Origin of the sequence: Gracilibacillus timonensis (assembly GCF_900086715.1) — a bacterium.
Classification (GTDB): Bacteria; Bacillota; Bacilli; order Bacillales; family Amphibacillaceae; genus Gracilibacillus; species Gracilibacillus timonensis.
In genome coordinates, this window is the sequence record NZ_FLKH01000011.1 from 114,468 (window position 1) to 129,587 (window position 15,120).

Annotated in this window: 18 protein-coding genes and 1 pseudogene; 6 read left to right on the top strand and 13 right to left on the bottom strand. The window is 39.9% G+C overall.

Annotated elements, in window-relative coordinates:
* Window positions 1-342: 342 nt before the first annotated feature.
* Window positions 343-483, bottom strand: coding sequence for a ribbon-helix-helix domain-containing protein (locus BN6556_RS22280; RefSeq protein WP_162840592.1), 141 nt, complete (start codon window positions 481-483; stop codon window positions 343-345).
* An 83-nt stretch (window positions 484-566) separates the two neighbouring features.
* Here BN6556_RS22280 and tnpB point away from each other — a divergent pair.
* From tnpB to BN6556_RS07930, 4 genes and pseudogenes are all read left to right on the top strand, one after another.
* Window positions 567-1,687, top strand: a pseudogene (gene tnpB / locus BN6556_RS07920) (IS200/IS605 family element RNA-guided endonuclease TnpB).
* Window positions 1,688-2,029: 342 nt separating this feature from the next.
* Window positions 2,030-2,428, top strand: a complete 399-nt coding sequence (gene tnpA, locus BN6556_RS21540; RefSeq protein WP_078060055.1) for an IS200/IS605 family transposase — start codon at window positions 2,030-2,032, stop codon at window positions 2,426-2,428.
* A 5-nt stretch (window positions 2,429-2,433) separates the two neighbouring features.
* Entirely contained in the window at window positions 2,434-3,510 is a 1,077-nt protein-coding gene (locus tag BN6556_RS07925; protein WP_066189449.1) for an RNA-guided endonuclease InsQ/TnpB family protein, read from the top strand.
* Between the two features lie 130 nt (window positions 3,511-3,640).
* Window positions 3,641-4,447 carry a DUF899 domain-containing protein gene (locus BN6556_RS07930; RefSeq protein WP_205410316.1) on the top strand — a complete coding sequence of 269 codons (807 nt, stop codon included), beginning with the start codon at window positions 3,641-3,643 and terminating at the stop codon, window positions 4,445-4,447.
* A gap of 98 nt (window positions 4,448-4,545) precedes the next feature.
* On the opposite strand, the gene BN6556_RS07935 is transcribed toward BN6556_RS07930, so the two are convergent.
* The 7 genes from BN6556_RS07935 to BN6556_RS07965 form a co-directional block, all read right to left on the bottom strand.
* Window positions 4,546-4,944: a DUF4064 domain-containing protein gene (locus BN6556_RS07935; RefSeq protein WP_066189453.1), complete on the bottom strand. Its 399-nt coding sequence runs from the start codon at window positions 4,942-4,944 to the stop codon at window positions 4,546-4,548.
* Window positions 4,945-4,959: 15 nt separating this feature from the next.
* Window positions 4,960-5,910 (bottom strand): ABC transporter permease, encoded by a 951-nt coding sequence (locus BN6556_RS07940; protein ID WP_066189455.1) that lies wholly within the window; start codon window positions 5,908-5,910, stop codon window positions 4,960-4,962.
* On the bottom strand, window positions 5,903-6,811 hold the full coding sequence (locus BN6556_RS07945) for an ABC transporter ATP-binding protein (RefSeq protein ID WP_066191213.1): 909 nt from the start codon (window positions 6,809-6,811) through the stop codon (window positions 5,903-5,905). Before BN6556_RS07945 ends, BN6556_RS07940 begins: the two co-directional genes overlap by 8 nt.
* 48 nt (window positions 6,812-6,859) lie before the next feature.
* The gene (locus BN6556_RS07950; protein ID WP_066189458.1) at window positions 6,860-7,063 is read right to left on the bottom strand and encodes a hypothetical protein; all 204 of its coding nucleotides are present in this window, start codon (window positions 7,061-7,063) and stop codon (window positions 6,860-6,862) included.
* A 96-nt stretch (window positions 7,064-7,159) separates the two neighbouring features.
* On the bottom strand, window positions 7,160-7,345 hold the full coding sequence (locus BN6556_RS07955) for a hypothetical protein (protein ID WP_066189460.1): 186 nt from the start codon (window positions 7,343-7,345) through the stop codon (window positions 7,160-7,162).
* A 31-nt stretch (window positions 7,346-7,376) separates the two neighbouring features.
* Window positions 7,377-7,907, bottom strand: a complete 531-nt coding sequence (locus BN6556_RS07960) for an ABC-2 transporter permease (RefSeq protein ID WP_066189462.1) — start codon at window positions 7,905-7,907, stop codon at window positions 7,377-7,379.
* Window positions 7,908-8,315: 408 nt separating this feature from the next.
* Window positions 8,316-9,674, bottom strand: a complete 1,359-nt coding sequence (locus tag BN6556_RS07965; RefSeq protein ID WP_066189465.1) for an MFS transporter — start codon at window positions 9,672-9,674, stop codon at window positions 8,316-8,318.
* Between the two features lie 158 nt (window positions 9,675-9,832).
* On the opposite strand from BN6556_RS07965, the gene tpx reads away from it, so the two are divergent.
* A complete protein-coding gene (gene tpx, locus BN6556_RS07970) occupies window positions 9,833-10,330 on the top strand; it encodes a thiol peroxidase (RefSeq protein WP_066189466.1) in 498 nt (165 codons plus the stop codon).
* Window positions 10,331-10,552: 222 nt separating this feature from the next.
* Here tpx and BN6556_RS07975 read toward each other — a convergent pair whose 3' ends face one another.
* The gene (locus BN6556_RS07975; protein WP_066189469.1) at window positions 10,553-11,023 is read right to left on the bottom strand and encodes a hypothetical protein; all 471 of its coding nucleotides are present in this window, start codon (window positions 11,021-11,023) and stop codon (window positions 10,553-10,555) included.
* A gap of 101 nt (window positions 11,024-11,124) precedes the next feature.
* Here BN6556_RS07975 and BN6556_RS07980 point away from each other — a divergent pair, with 101 nt between their 5' ends.
* Window positions 11,125-11,346, top strand: a complete 222-nt coding sequence (locus tag BN6556_RS07980) for a hypothetical protein (protein ID WP_066189475.1) — start codon at window positions 11,125-11,127, stop codon at window positions 11,344-11,346.
* A gap of 11 nt (window positions 11,347-11,357) precedes the next feature.
* Here BN6556_RS07980 and BN6556_RS07985 read toward each other — a convergent pair whose 3' ends face one another.
* From BN6556_RS07985 to BN6556_RS08000, 4 genes are all read right to left on the bottom strand, one after another.
* On the bottom strand, window positions 11,358-11,540 hold the full coding sequence (locus BN6556_RS07985; protein ID WP_066189478.1) for a hypothetical protein: 183 nt from the start codon (window positions 11,538-11,540) through the stop codon (window positions 11,358-11,360).
* 70 nt (window positions 11,541-11,610) lie between these two features.
* Window positions 11,611-12,441, bottom strand: coding sequence for a metal ABC transporter permease (locus BN6556_RS07990; RefSeq protein ID WP_066189482.1), 831 nt, complete (start codon window positions 12,439-12,441; stop codon window positions 11,611-11,613).
* The gene (locus BN6556_RS07995; protein ID WP_066189485.1) at window positions 12,378-13,094 is read right to left on the bottom strand and encodes a metal ABC transporter ATP-binding protein; all 717 of its coding nucleotides are present in this window, start codon (window positions 13,092-13,094) and stop codon (window positions 12,378-12,380) included. The genes BN6556_RS07990 and BN6556_RS07995 overlap by 64 nt, the downstream gene beginning before the upstream one ends.
* A 167-nt stretch (window positions 13,095-13,261) precedes the next feature.
* Complete coding sequence (locus tag BN6556_RS08000; protein ID WP_066189488.1) at window positions 13,262-14,995, bottom strand: metal ABC transporter solute-binding protein, Zn/Mn family; 1,734 nt, start codon at window positions 14,993-14,995, stop codon at window positions 13,262-13,264.
* Between the last annotated feature and the right edge of the window lie 125 nt (window positions 14,996-15,120).

Consider the following 15,120-nt stretch of genomic DNA (forward strand, 5'->3'; position numbering starts at 1 on the left):
AATGATCCGTCATCTTCCTAATTCCTATTATGAATGGGGAGTGAGAGAAGGTAGGCGGCAAGTTATGAAGCAGAAAATAGTCTTGAAACTGCTAGCTAAAGAAATGTACCTTAATGAAATAGCTGAGATCACAGAACTAAGCAAGGATGAAATAGAAAAGCTAGCGAGTCAGTAATCTAATCGAGAGTATGTAATCAAATGTGAGTCTGCTTACAGGAAAGCGGCTCACTTTTTATCGAAAATAGGCGAGAAAACCTCCATCTTCAAGGAATGTGAAGGGCGTTAGCTCAATGAGTAAGTGGGGGATGAATCGCCTTCGGATAGGGTGTGGCTTATGCCACGTTAACTATCCGACTTATCGAGTGCATATTGAATGAGATATATAATAGCTTGGGTACGAGTTGTAAAACCCTTCTTTTCTTTAAACGCATCAATACGCTTCAACAATTCTTTTGGATAACGCATATTTAATACTTGTGACATTGTGAATCCTCCTTGTGGATTAAAATGATACACGATATAATGGTTGTATATCATAATAATACATAAAAAGGAGATGAAAATCAATGATAGTCAACAAAGCATATCAATTTCGTATCTATCCAAAAAAAAACAAGAAGTTCTAATTGCTAAAACAATCGGATGTTCACGTTTTGTTTTTAATCATTTCTTAGCTAAGTGGAAGGACACATACAAAGAGACTGGCAAAGGCTTAACATACAACGCTTGTTCTGCTCAATTAACACAACTAAAGAAAGAGTTAGTCTGGTTAAAAGAAGTGGATAGTATAGCTGTTCAATCCTCCCTTAAAAACCTTGCCGATTCATACACTCGTTTCTTCAAAAAACAAAACAAAGCACCACGGTTCAAGTCTAAAAGGAATAAGGTTCAATCTTACACAACTAAGCATACAAACGGTAATATTGCCATTGTGGACAACAAAATCAAGCTACCTAAACTCGGATTTGTTCGTTTTGCTAAAAGTCGTGAAGCGAATGGTCGTATTCTCCATGCGACTGTTAGACGTAACCCGAGTGGAAAACATTTTGTATCTATTCTTGTTGAAACCGAAGTACAACCATTAGAAAAGACAGATGCTTCTGTTGGTGTTGATTTAGGACTAAAGGATTTCGCTATTCTTTCCACTGGTGAAGTATTTCCCAATCCAAAATGGTTACGCAAACTAGAAGAAAAATTAGCAAACGCACAGCGTATACTTTCAAGACGCATTAAAGGTTCTTCCAATTGGCATAAACAACGAATGAAGGTTGCACGTATTCATGAAAGGATACAAAATTCCCGTAAGGACTACTTGCACAAAATCTCTACTAAAATCATCAAAAACCACGATGTAATCGGTATGGAGGATTTGCAAGTGTCAAATATGCTCAAGAACGACAAATTAGCAAAAGCAATCAGTGAAATATCTTGGTCACAATTTCGTACCATGTTGGAGTACAAAGCCAAATGGTATGGAAAACAGGTTGTAATCGTTGCTAAAAACTTCCCTTCCAGTCAACTTTGCTCTTGTTGTGGTCATAAAAACAAAGACGTTAAAAATCTCGCACTGCGTGAATGGGATTGCCCTTCTTGTGGAACTTATCACGATAGAGATATTAACGCAAGCACAAATCTTAAAAATGAAGCGATAAGACTTCTAACCGTCGGTGCGACGGGGTTAGCCTAATCAATAATCGGTGGTTACACTGATGTTCTTAGGAATCCCCCACTTCCATTAGGCCGTAAGGTCGAATAAGTGGCGGGTAGTTCAAGATAAGCTAAGAGAAACTTAGAAGGGAGAAAATGATATGAAACAAACACAACAACATCTGCAATTACAGATTTTCCGAACGGGAAAGCCCACTACGGTGCGACAGCCCCCCCTTTAGGGGTGGGATGAGAGTGAGGTCAGATACGGAGTGCCACTAAAAACCATAAGGTTTTGTGGTGCTTCAAGTATCTGAAAATTTCACTCTATATTTATGGTATATCCGTTGTAGTTTGTAAACGAAACTGATACAATGTGTATATGAACGAATACAGAAGAACAAACACAACCGTATCATTAATCAACTATCATTTTGTTTTTTGTCCCCGGTATAGAAGGAAAATATTCCTTCGTACTGATGTAGAGGAACGATTCAAACAATTAGTCCAAGAAATATGTGAAGAATTAAAAATCGTTATTGTCGCTTTAGAATGTGACAAAGACCATACCCACATGTTTCTGAACTCACTACCAACATTTAGCCCTGCTGCTATTATGGCAAAAATCAAAGGAGTGACTTCTAAAAAGTTGAGAGAGGAATTTCCTCATCTTCAACACTTGCCAAGTCTTTGGACACGTTCCTATTTTGTATCTACCGCAGGAAAAGTATCAAGTGAAACGATGAAGCGTTATGTTGAACAACAAAAAACAAGGGGGTGAATGATGTGTCACAGACAATAACGATAAAAGTTAAATTGATACCTACAAAAGAACAAGCTTCTATTTTGTCGGAAATGAGTAAAACGTATATTTCTGTAATCAATACGCTCGTTTCTGAAATGGTTGATGAAAAGAAAAGCACAAAGAAGTCAAGTAAAGATATTTCTGTATCTTTGCCGAGTGCGGTTAAAAATCAAGCAATCAAAGATGCTAAAAGCGTATTTAAAAAAGGGAAGAAGAGTAAGTACAAAGTTATTCCTATACTCAAAAAAACTGTATGTGTTTGGAATAACCAAAACTATTCTTTTGATTCTACGCACATTTCCATGCCGATTATGATGGATGGGAAAGCGAAGAAAATACCTATACGTGCCTTATTCATGGATAAGGATAACCGTAACATGGATTTGCTGAAACACAAACTAGGCACACTTCGTATCACAAAGAAAGCGAATAAATGGATGGCACAAATTTCTGTCACTATACCTACCGTTCAAGGAACAGGTTTAAAAGTCATGGGTGTAGACTTAGGTTTAAAAGTACCTGCTGTTGCTGTAACAGATGATGAAAAGGTACGCTTCTTTGGTAATGGCAGACAAAATAAATACGTGAAACGAAAATTCCGTTCTGAACGCAAAGCATTAGGCAAAAGAAAAAAGTTAAATGCTATTCGCAATTCAAAGGACAAGGAACAACGATGGATGAAAGACCAAGACCATCAGGTTAGTCGTGCCATCGTAAATTTTGCAAAAGATCATAGGGTTTCTGTCATTCGTTTAGAACAATTAGCGAATATTAGACAGACGGCAAGAACAAGCCGTAAAAACGAAAAGAACCTGCACAGCTGGTCATTCTATCGTCTATCTCAATTCATTGAATACAAAGCGAACTTAGAAGGTATTAAAGTGGAATATGTGAATCCTGCATACACAAGTCAAACATGCCCTACATGTTTTGAAAAGAATAAGGCACAAGATCGAAAATATACGTGTAAATGTGGATTCAAAAAACATCGTGATTTAGTCGGTGCTATGAATATTCGTTATGCACCTGTGATTGATGGTAACAGTCAATCAGCCTAAGATGCTATATGCACTGTCTTAGGAAGGGTAATGAGATACCCTCATCTTGAAGGCTGTTCAAAACAGAAATGGACTGCGAACGTTTAGTCATTCAAGAATCCCACCCGTTAAACCATAAGGTTTAGGGCTTGTGACTTTAGTCGTGGGAGTCTCAACCGATGTCGTATCCTATGATGAATGGCTCGTGGCGCGTAAGGAATTACTAGCTAAAGAGAAGGAGTTTACGAAGTTGCGAGATTCGATGAATGCCGAGCGGCGAAAACTTCCTATGGTGGAAGTGGATAAAGACTATGTCTTCGATGGTCTGCAGGGCAAGACTAGGCTGCTTGATTTGTTTGAAGGACGTGCTCAGCTTATTGTGCATCACTTTATGTTTGATCCTGATTGGGAAGCTGGCTGTCCTGCTTGCTCTCTGGCTGCAGACAACATGGGGCATCTTGCTCATCTTCATGCGCGTAACACATCATTAGCTCTAGTATCCCGGGCTCCATTTGCCAAGCTTCAACAATATAAGGAACGTATGGGGTGGAATATCCCTTGGTATTCATCTTACCATAGTGATTTCAATTATGATTTTCATGTGACACTGGACGAATCCGTGGCCCCTGTTGAGTACAATTATTTGACCAAGAATGAGCTGGTTCAAATGGGAGTACCCGTTGATGCAGGCCAGTCCATGGAAGTGCCTGGCATAAGTACTTTTCTTCGTGATGGTGAAAGAGTTTTTCACACCTACACGACGTATGCCCGTGGAACGGATCTACTCATTGGTACCTTTAACTACCTTGATTTAACAGCTCTTGGCAGGCAGGAGGACTGGGAACAGCCATCTGGACGCAGTGATGGGAACGGTAAGACATGGCTTCGTCGCCACGATGAATATGATCACTCTTTTGAATCGGAGTCTCATTGCCATTCAGAAAAAAGCGATTTGTAATTTTGTAAATATATATCTAAATGCAGAAAGAGCCCATATTGAGCCATTCAGTATCAATACGGGCTCTTTATTTATCTTAAACTACCAACTTTATTGGCTCATTTTCGAACCAAACACATGATGCCGCTAATAAGCAAAAAGATGCCAGGAATAATGCCGATCCCTACTGTGGAGATGGCAGCTAAAACAGCAGTCACAATGAAAATAATGCCAGCGGTTTTCGGACGCTTATTTCCTTTCATTAAGAAAATCGCTACAAAACTCAATAGGATCGCCAGAATAGAAGCAATGACAAAAAGCCATCCACCAATACTCATTCCATCTAATACGGCATTTACATTTAGATCACCAGAACTTGTTTCGCGTGAATTCTCTTCTAAATCTTGCAGGAAAGTTTCGTTATCTTGTAGGACTAACATGATGGAGCCAAAAGCGGCAATCAGTCCATACCCGAGCATTCCGATGATACTTAATATCGTTTCACCTGTTCTTTTCATAATCTTCATCCTTCCTTATTGTCCCGCAACATCACGTTTGGTAAATACAGCCCAAGAAGCTACGATAAATAGGACGTAATACACGAGTAACATGATGATGGAAAATGTTAATGTCATGCCTTCCACCCAAGGCATATCATTCGCATATCGGCTCAAATCAGTGTTGGCAAATAGGATATATTTTGCCCAATCATATTGCGAGGCAAAAGAGACAATGGAATTGCCAGCCATCATCAGAAACACTGCCGTACCAATGGCCAATGCGCTATTACGGAAAATACTCGAAATCATAAAGGCAAAGGTGGCCATCATAACCAGGTTCACTAGCTTATAACCATAACCAGTAATCACTTCATGAATAATCGATACATACTCTAAGCCACCGCTTTGGGATAAGACCATATGAGGGTTCCAGCCTTCTATGCCAAAGAAAATGGCACCAATAATCCAGGAAAAGAAAACGACAAATAGCAAGGTAATGAGTGCGAATAACAGAACCGATATGTATTTGGATAATAATATCTTCGATCTGGAAATGGGGCGGATGAGTAATAGTTTGATCGTACCCCATCTAAACTCATTAGCAACAATTCCTGCTGCAACGATGATGGTTAATAAACTCACGATGGATAGCAACATGCTATTGTCCAGCACAAATTGCCAGGTGTCATATCCCACTGGCTGTATGTCATTATCTAGATAGTAATTGTTTTTCTCTATCTCACCTGTATTGAAATCTTGCATAAATTCCTGTTCTTCCATCTCTGTAGTTAGTGCTTCATTCTCTTCCTGCAATTCCGCACGCCATGAATCTTGACTATATCCGTCACTAACTTCCCCAAAAAAATGAGTCATCATTCCACTTCCTAGAATGATCACCGCTAAGATGATGTACATGATCCAAGTGGATTTTAGGATATAGATCTTGTTTACTTCATTACGAATTAATTGAAATAGGTTACTCAATGACATTCTCTCCTATCAAATCCAAGAATTTTTCTTCTAATGTGGCCTTTGATACTACTGCTTGGTAAACTAAAATATCCTGAAGCACCAACGTTTTAATAATCTTGGGGATATCTTCTTTCTTGCATGGAAAGGAGACGAAAGCCTCTTCGAGAACCGCCTCTATTTCATACTCTGTTTTGATTATTTCAATGGCTTTCTCGGCAAGGTTTACTTCCAGTTTTACTTGATTATCCTCACCAGATCCAGTGGTGGAATCTTTAACCGTTTGGATGGTAACCAACTCGCCATTCTTAATAATGCCAATCCGGTCACACATGAGTTCAATTTCGGATAGTAAGTGGCTGGAGATGATCACCGCCACATTTTGTTCGGTGGCTAAGCGTCGAATGTAATGACGAATCTCTCGAATACCGGCAGGGTCAAGCCCGTTAGTTGGTTCATCTAAAATTAAAACAGACGGATTATGTAATAAGGCTTGGGCAATTCCTAATCTTTGTCGCATCCCTAAGGAATATCTGCCTACTTTTTCGTTGATTGCCTTTTCCAATCCTACTAAGGAAATAACTTCTTGTATTCGCTCCTTAGTAATCGAAGGAATCATCCGAGCAAAGTGGTTTAAATTCTGCTTTCCTGTCATAAATGGGTACATTTCTGGATTCTCGACGATGGCGCCCACTTCGCCAATGGCTTCCTTAAAATCCTTTTTAATGCTTTTGCCTAATATTTGTACGTCGCCAGCAGTGATACTCATTAAACCTACCATCATCCGAATCGTCGTCGTTTTACCAGCCCCGTTTGGACCGATAAAGCCAAAGACTTCACCTCTGTTAATCTCAAAGTCCAACCCTTTAATAATTTCTTTGCTTCCAATTGTTTTCTTTAAGTCGATCAATTTCATTGCTGTTTGTTGTTCCAAAAGGTTCCCTCCCTGTCCTTATTAATTTCATTATTCCTCTTTCAACATTTTACTAGCCCTGTGCCCACTTAAAAACAGAGCCACCATGGCAGCATAAACAAAAAACACCCAGTAACTAGTCTGATAGCTAGCTAGTATACATGCAACTATTGCCAATAGAATGGATGGAATAAATCCTAACACAAGTTTTATACGTTTTAAAGTTTGCTTACGTTTCATCATTTTGTTATTCATTATCTGCCCACTCCTTAGTTTCACTCTCTTTCGTTTGCAGATTGCACCAGTTCGTTGGATACGGCAATCCATCAAACAACAGACAGGGCATCCCCATTAGTTCATTTTCTGATTGCGAATGAGACCAAAGACAGCCATGCCAAGGGTGAGTAAACACAACACCGCAAACACAACTGTCGTTTGTCTATCGTCATGATAATGGCGATAAACAGCTAGCCCATTTGCCGTAGAACTGATGAACAAACCAACAATAATTAGTGGATGTATCTTTATTTTTTTCATGGCACATCACCTCCCGACCTAGAGTAACTTCTCATTGATTCATAAAACGTCTTTTATAAATCAATGCTGAAAAACCGTAAGAAACAAAGCCAACGATCATTAATCCTATGATTCCTAAAGATATTAAATAGAAATTATTTGTTTCATTCATGAATTGGGCTGCTATTGAGTCTATATTATTTATGTTCGATAACAAAAATCCTGTGATAATAAAGAATAAAAAAGTGTAAATCATTCCATTCTGTTCAAATAAATACGTGAAAGGGATAAGCACCAACATATATAATAGAGAGATACTTAGTACCACTATTCCCAACAACATGACACCCTTTAGGGAGAGGGATGGATATAAAAAATCAATAATCAAATTTAAAGAGAAGAACAATAAATTAGCGAATATGATGATAGTGATAGCGACAGTATAACGTCCTAACACAATTTTTCCCGCTTTCAAATTAGTAGTTGCATGTAGAAATGTAGTCCATCCTGATTTATTATCATCGATAAATAACATTTGCACACTATTAAGAAGCAGCATGGTTATAAAAATAGCGACAATCATAGAAGATTCTTTCTAGAAAATTAGCGATAGAATGATGATCAATAGTAAAGTTACAGTATACTTTGCTTTCAGCCAGTATTTTTTTAACAACAGCATATCTTTTAAAACGAGTCCCCACATTAGTATGTCACACCTTACCTGGAATGTTCTGTAACATAGATTCCAAATGATCAGCATCTGCAATTTCTTCTATGTTCTTATCTAAACGTAACCCTCTTCTCTGATTACTTTCAGTATAAATCATGTCCTAAGCTGATTCTGCATTCTTTATTTTTAGTTAATAATTGCATATGTAAGAACGCGTTACAGTTTGGGGAGTACTATAACGCGTTCGGTTGTGATCGTTTAAAAGCTATTGCCTATCATTAAACTGTTCATATTCCAACATAGTCGACCTTTTATTCCCCGTTAGGCAGACTTGCTAGCTGTTTTCCCTTTTGCCGGAAGCATAAATGCCATGGCAACGACAAATATACAGAAGACAAAACAGATTATCGCAACTAGATGTAAGTGCTCTGTATCTAAGTGACGATTAAAGGTTAAACCAAGCAAACTAGAGGATAGAATAGAGCCGAGGTAGCGGCTTGTTTGAAATAATCCGGAGGCCGCGCCGGTGTCCTCTGGTTCGACGTGTTCATAAAGGGCGGTCTGGGTAGAAATGTTGTTAAACCCATTACTCAAGCCAAGCACTGCCATAATGATAAGCAGCCAGGCCAAAGGCGACGTATCCTGATACGTTAATAAGAGGCCTGTACCCACTAACAGTAAAGAGGCACCAATAATCAGGGGCAGCTTCGAACCATATTTGTCGATCATTTTGCCGGCTAATGGTGCAACAACCACACCAAATCCCGCCAGTGACAGCATAATAATGCCGGTATGTTGTTCGCTGTATTGCAAATATTGCTGGAGATAAGTAGGGAATCCAAAAAAATAACAATAAAAAATCAAATTAATACTCATAAATTGTAAGTAGATCAGGGACACATAACGGTTTTTGGTTAACCCCTTTACATCGATAAATGGCTCCTGCTGTCTGCGCTCAAAAAAGTAAAACCCAATAGCCGCAGTCAAGAAGAGCAATAATGCCCACCAGCGAATCTGTTGATCCAGAGACAGCAAGAATAAGATCAGACCGACAATTGAAACAATAAAGAGCATGATACCTGTGAAATCAATCCGTTTGATGTCAAACTTGCCTTGGCCTGTATTCGGTAAAATAAACAGAGCCAGCGCAAAGGATAAAATAATAAACGGGAAATTAATAAGGAAAATGGCTTGCCAATCCCAAGACGCTACTAAAAAACCCCCAATAGAAGGGCCAAAGGCAGCGGATGTGGAAGCAAAGACCGATAATATAGCTATGGCTCTTCCTTGTCCTTGTGTAATATGTTTTCGTACCATACTCATGCCACTAGGAAATAATGTCGAGCTACCAATTGCCTGCAACGCACGACACCCTAAGAGAAACGGATAATTTGGTGAAAAGGGAGCTAAAATAGACGCAGTCGCTACAATAACAAGCCCTGATAGAAATAATTTTTTCGGACCAAACATGTCGCTCAATTTCCCCATGACTGGTTGCCCCGCGGCACTCGCAAGGTAAAATATCGAGATCAGCCAGGAAGCATCGGCAAATGTCAGCGCATAGGCATGTTGTAATCTGGTTAATGCCACAGAGATCATCGATGAGTTTAATGGGTTTAGTAATATGCCAAGGCCAATTGTTAAAATGAGCAGCCATGGCTTGTGGATATGGTTTTTCATTGGTATGCATCACCTTTTGTATGTATGTAAGAAAGATTGCTATATTCATTATAACACGTATAGAAAAACCAGCCTCTCAGCCCTATGATTATAAAAACAGGCGAAAAGTATGTATAATGGAAGGTGGAAAATAGATGAGGGAAAGGATGAGATAGATCATGACAGCAATCACATTTAAAGGAAGTCCGATGACGATTAAGGGTAATGAGGTGAAAGTTGGCGATACAGCTCCAGATTTCACCGTTTTGAACAATGACTTAGAATCGGTCAGCTTGCAAGATTTTGCAGGTAAAAAGAAATTAATCAGTGTAGTGCCTTCTCTAGACACAAGTGTATGTAGCAAACAGACGCGTACATTCAATGAAGAAGCGTCTTCTGTGGATAATGCCGTAATTATTACGATTTCTAACGACCTACCATTCGCGCAAAAGCGATGGTGTGCTACGGAAGGGATTGAGAATGCCATTACATTAAGCGACCATAAAGATCTATCATTCGGTGAAAATTATGGTACGATTATGGAAGAACTGAGATTATTGGCGCGTAGTGTATTTGTGGTGGATGAAGACAATAAAGTCACGTATGTGGAATATGTCTCTGAAGGCACGAATGAACCAGACTATCATAAAGCGATCGAGGCATTGAAAGCAATATAATAAATGTCGTATCGGATGGTATAATTTGGAATAAATTGCCCGGTTTGGATTGGATATACCGATCCATATCCTCTTCCAATTCTTCGCAAATTTTAAATCATACGATTCACTTTTAATGAAAACAAGGGGCTGTTGCACATCCATTATTTAGTTGGCAACAGCCCCTTGAATAATATTGTCTGTTTTTATGAAAATACCCTATTCTATAATCATTTGCATTCTTTATCCATAATATTGAAAAATAACTGTTGACTGTGAGGGGGCTAGGACAGCTTCTTTAGTTAAACTTGAACTTTCTCCATTAGCATTTAAAATAGCAACATATAAATCGTGCCCGTTTCTATATGCCCTTTCAAGAGTTGACTCACCCATATCCCTAAATGCTAATGCCACACCGTTTGCCGCACCAACTGAAGAAAATGGGGGTATCATTGAACCTAAAGCTGTAACTATACCAAACCAACCTACATGCTTTCCTCTTTGCTCTAAAATATCCCCTATTTGACTATTCGTTATGAAAGCGGTGTCGTGAATGGGCTTATCTACGGGGTACGGAATAGCAAATGGTTCAACCTCCAAATTTTCTGTAGTAGTCTCAGAAGCATTAGCCTGAGAAGAAGCCGAAACAGGAACAAGTAACACACTAGAAATAAGTACAACGACTAAAAATAAAAAAACAATTTTTCTTTTCATCACTATCACTCCTATTTTTATTTTTTGACTTTCTATTAAAGCGGTAACATAATAGGGGGAAATGAGTCTAGTAATTCAAATTTAAAAAAAGGGTTGATAATATGAGCAGAAAAACCGTAAAAAACAGTCTAATTATATTACTGATGTTCACTCCCATCATCATACTAATGGATATTATTGGGTATCTGAATAATGATTCCTCGCTATTCTCGATTGAAAACTTTAGCGTTGTGATTAGTATTGTTGCGATGATTGCCGTTGTAATAGGGTTTATTTTTCTAAAAAGATATGAAAGGAAAGAAAAAGATGACAAAAATATTTAACGAAATTATTCCTATTCCTTCTCACTATAAAAGGCAAAAGCCACGGAGCCAACTAATAAGCCAAATCCAGCCCCAATCGAAATGGAAAATGCTAGTGCTATTGGCTGTTGCAAGAATATACCGACCAAGACCCCTATCATGCTACCGAATACCATACCTAAAGGGATAAGGCTGTTGATTCTATTTTTGTTCATGCGACACGCTCCTATCTTTTCTATCATGTTACCATAGGTGTCAAGCTAAAACGAAAAGAGACCCTCTATACTACTCGTTGAGGGTCTCTGTCTTTTTCCATTTGCTTAACTTCTTAACGGCAATAATCAGGATGAAAATGGCGACAAGGATTAAGGTGATCGTTGCTCCTGGCGGTGTCCCATATTGATAAGAGGTAACCAATCCGCTCAACATCCCTGTTATGGCGATGGGTATGCCAATCAAGATGGTGCTGTTAAAGCTTCTGCTAACCCGCATCGAGATTGCAGCAGGTAAGATTAAAATGGCCGAAACGAGCAGGGCGCCTACAATTGGCATAATAATCGCGATCGTAACCCCAGTTAATATATTAAATAAGATCGACATCATTTTGATGGGCAGTCCGGCGGTAAACGCGGTATCTTCATCAAATGTTAGGACATACATCGCTTTGTGAAAGATAATGTACAAACCAATGATAAGAACGGCTAGAATATACAGCATCCAAACTTGTTCCGTACTAATGGTGACAATGGAACCGAATAGGAATTGATTAATATTTAGCGTAGTACCACCTTGATTCAAACTCATCAAAAATAAAGCCAAGGCCATACCAGATGACATGAGAATGGCAATGGACACCTCGGAATAGCTGCGATAGAGCATGCGCAGGTATTCGAGCAGAACGGCAATGATGGTAACCATGATGATATTTGTCCATGTCGGATTAATACTGATTAACAGCCCTAGTGCGACACCAGCCAAGGAAACGTGGGACAGGGTGTCTGCCATGAGTGACTGCCGTCTTAGTATTAAAAATAACCCCAATAAGGGTGCGATTAATGAGATGAGAAGTGAGGCTTGGAAAGCTCTTTGCATGAATCCATAGAGAAACATCTCCAAGGTAATCCCTCCTTTCGCACGAGTTCAATATGTTTATTACAATAATTGCGCAATTCTTCGTGATCGTGCGTGACCATCAGAATTCCCTTGCCATGATGTTCGCTGTTATGTCGTAACAGCTTATAAAATTCCTCTCGTGAATGGATATCCATCCCGGTGGTAGGTTCATCTAATACAAATAAATCTGGATCGGTGGCAAATACACGGGCAATCGATATCCGCTGTTTTTGTCCGCCAGACAGCTCGCCGATTTTCTTATGGCGCATATCCCACATGCCTACGGATTCGAGGGAACGCCTAACTTGCTCTTTGTCTGCTTTATCTAGCCTTCTCAGCCACTTGCCTTTTTGAAAGCGGCCGGATTGCACGAGTTCTAACACGGTACTAGGAAAGCCAACATTAAAGGAAGCGACCTGCTGGGGCACATAACCTACGGACAGCTTGTTCCCGGAGCGATTTTTGTCAGCTATGGTGACTTGTCCGGTTGTTGGTTTAAGTAAACCTAAGATATTGCGTAACAGAGTTGTTTTGGCTGCCCCATTCTCACCGGTCAGCATTAAGAAATCTCCCGGATTCACTTCAAATGATATATTGGTTAAGACGGGTTCTTTTTCATAGTGAAAAGCAAGATCGTCTACTTTAATGTAGTACATGGTGACATCTACCTTTCTGTTCCTTCTAACATAGAAAAAAGTCTATAAAATGAGAGTTCCACCAACAGAGGCGGAACCCCCATTGATGGATAGTATAGCGGAATCAATCAGAATGGTCTAGTATTCTGATCTGTCTCCTCATTATAGCACGGTTTGCATGGAATGAACTAGTTAATACTAATTTGCAATGCCTCTAAATTATGCTGCATAGCTTCCAAATAGCCTAAATCTGCTTCTTTTAGCTCTTCGGAGTATACTTCTAAATCATATAGTGCCTCTGTCTCGGTTTCGGTTTCGTCGGCAATGGTTTGTGCGATGGACGAATTGGCCCCTTGTTGGTAATAGATCACTGGTACGTCATGTTGGTTGACTAAATCACCAATTTCCGCCATGCGAGAAGGGCTTGGCTCTACTTCAGTAGACAGTCCGCCAATCGCTATTTGTTCTAAATCATAGCTATTTGCTAAGTATCCAAATGCCTGATGCTGTACAACAAAGGCTCGATGTTGCGCGTCCGCAAAGGCGTCTTGGTAGTCTTGATCTAGAGCTTGAAGTTCTTCGATAAATGCCTCGGCATTTTCTTCATAAATCTCTTGTCCATCAGGATCTGCCTCAATGAGAGCATCGCGAATGACAGCGACTTGATCCTGTGCTAGTACTGGATCGAGCCAAATGTGAGGATCTTGTCCTTCATGGTCATCGATCACTACTGAAACAGGCTCTGATTCTGCATAGGCATTATGATCGCCATCGTAGAGTACCGCTCTTACTTCAAAGCTTTCTCCCGTTGTTTGATATTCAAAATGGTCAGTTGTCTGATCAGGGACGGTTTCCCATTCGTGGTCAGCGTCTTCTCTCATAAACCAATGCCAGTGGTCATAATCGGTGTCTTCATTTAATTCCGCAACAAGTGTAACCACATCACCAGTGTGATAATGATCTGACAGGCCTGAAATATCTAGGGATTCTTCTGCTTCTCCTGTCTCGGAGTCGACGTGTCCTTCGTGATCATGTCCTTCATCGTCGCTATGGTTATGTTCTGCTTCGTCGCCATGATCGTGTTCTTCAGCGTCTTCATGGTTATGCTCTGCTTCATCTCCATGATCATGTTCGGCTTCTTCGTCATGCGCATGTTCTTCCTCTGCGTGGTCCGCTTCTTCCCCGTGGTCATGTCCTTCATGGTTATCAATCGCTAATTCGACAGGTTCAGATTCAGCGTATACATTATGATCTTCATCATATAGCACGGCCTGTACCTCAAAACTTTCTTCTGGTGCTTCAAGAGAAAAGGAGGCGGTACCTTGATCAGGAACGGCTTCCCATTCCTCTTCTTCACTGGTTCTTTGATACCAATGCCAATGATCATAATCAACTACTTCTGATAGATTAGCGGTTAATTCAATTTGATCACCCGTATGATAATGATCCGCTTGTCCTTCAATAGAAACACTGGCTTGAGCGTCTGAATTCCCTTCCTCTTCGTGATCATGCCCTTCATGATCGTGTCCTTCGTGATCATGTCCAGCTTCTCCCTCATGATTTTCGATTCCATCTGCAGCTCGTGCTACCACAAGGTTTTCATTTTCCACGGTATTAAGTAGGCTTTCCGCCCAGAATTCCATTTCTTCACTGCTGTAGACAAACACATCTGCTTCATTGACAGTGGCGACATCCTGAGCACTAGGCTCATATTGATGGGCATCTTGTCCTTCTGATAGCATTAGTTGTACATCTGCTCGGTCTCCCGCTACTTGTTGTGTGAATTCATACATTGGTAAGAAGGAGGCTACAACAGAAATTTCTCCCTCTTCGTTATCAGCATTGTCCTCTGACTGGCAAGCTACAAGAACTGCTGCTGTAATAAGGGAGAGCAATAACGTATAAAGCCATTTTTTATTCATCAATCGATTCTCCTTTTTTATTAATAAAATAAAATAAAATGATTCGTAAATGAAGTGTCCAAAAACGCAAGCAGGGAGAAGCGCAGCGATTGGACGCTGTCTTCTCCTTGCTTTGGTTGAGCACA

Coding starts and splice junctions, on each gene's coding strand:
- BN6556_RS07950 (WP_066189458.1), bottom strand. CDS start 7,063: ATGAATAACAAAATGATGAAACGTAAGCAAACTTTAAAACGTATAAAA.
- BN6556_RS22280 (WP_162840592.1), bottom strand. CDS start 483: ATGTCACAAGTATTAAATATGCGTTATCCAAAAGAATTGTTGAAGCGT.
- BN6556_RS07985 (WP_066189478.1), bottom strand. CDS start 11,540: ATGAACAAAAATAGAATCAACAGCCTTATCCCTTTAGGTATGGTATTC.
- tpx (WP_066189466.1), top strand. CDS start 9,833: ATGACAGCAATCACATTTAAAGGAAGTCCGATGACGATTAAGGGTAAT.
- BN6556_RS07960 (WP_066189462.1), bottom strand. CDS start 7,907: ATGATTGTCGCTATTTTTATAACCATGCTGCTTCTTAATAGTGTGCAA.
- BN6556_RS07935 (WP_066189453.1), bottom strand. CDS start 4,944: ATGAAAAGAACAGGTGAAACGATATTAAGTATCATCGGAATGCTCGGG.
- BN6556_RS07945 (WP_066191213.1), bottom strand. CDS start 6,811: ATGAAATTGATCGACTTAAAGAAAACAATTGGAAGCAAAGAAATTATT.
- tnpA (WP_078060055.1), top strand. CDS start 2,030: ATGAACGAATACAGAAGAACAAACACAACCGTATCATTAATCAACTAT.
- BN6556_RS08000 (WP_066189488.1), bottom strand. CDS start 14,995: ATGAATAAAAAATGGCTTTATACGTTATTGCTCTCCCTTATTACAGCA.
- BN6556_RS07975 (WP_066189469.1), bottom strand. CDS start 11,023: ATGAAAAGAAAAATTGTTTTTTTATTTTTAGTCGTTGTACTTATTTCT.
- BN6556_RS07995 (WP_066189485.1), bottom strand. CDS start 13,094: ATGTACTACATTAAAGTAGACGATCTTGCTTTTCACTATGAAAAAGAA.
- BN6556_RS07955 (WP_066189460.1), bottom strand. CDS start 7,345: ATGAAAAAAATAAAGATACATCCACTAATTATTGTTGGTTTGTTCATC.
- BN6556_RS07980 (WP_066189475.1), top strand. CDS start 11,125: ATGAGCAGAAAAACCGTAAAAAACAGTCTAATTATATTACTGATGTTC.
- BN6556_RS07965 (WP_066189465.1), bottom strand. CDS start 9,674: ATGAAAAACCATATCCACAAGCCATGGCTGCTCATTTTAACAATTGGC.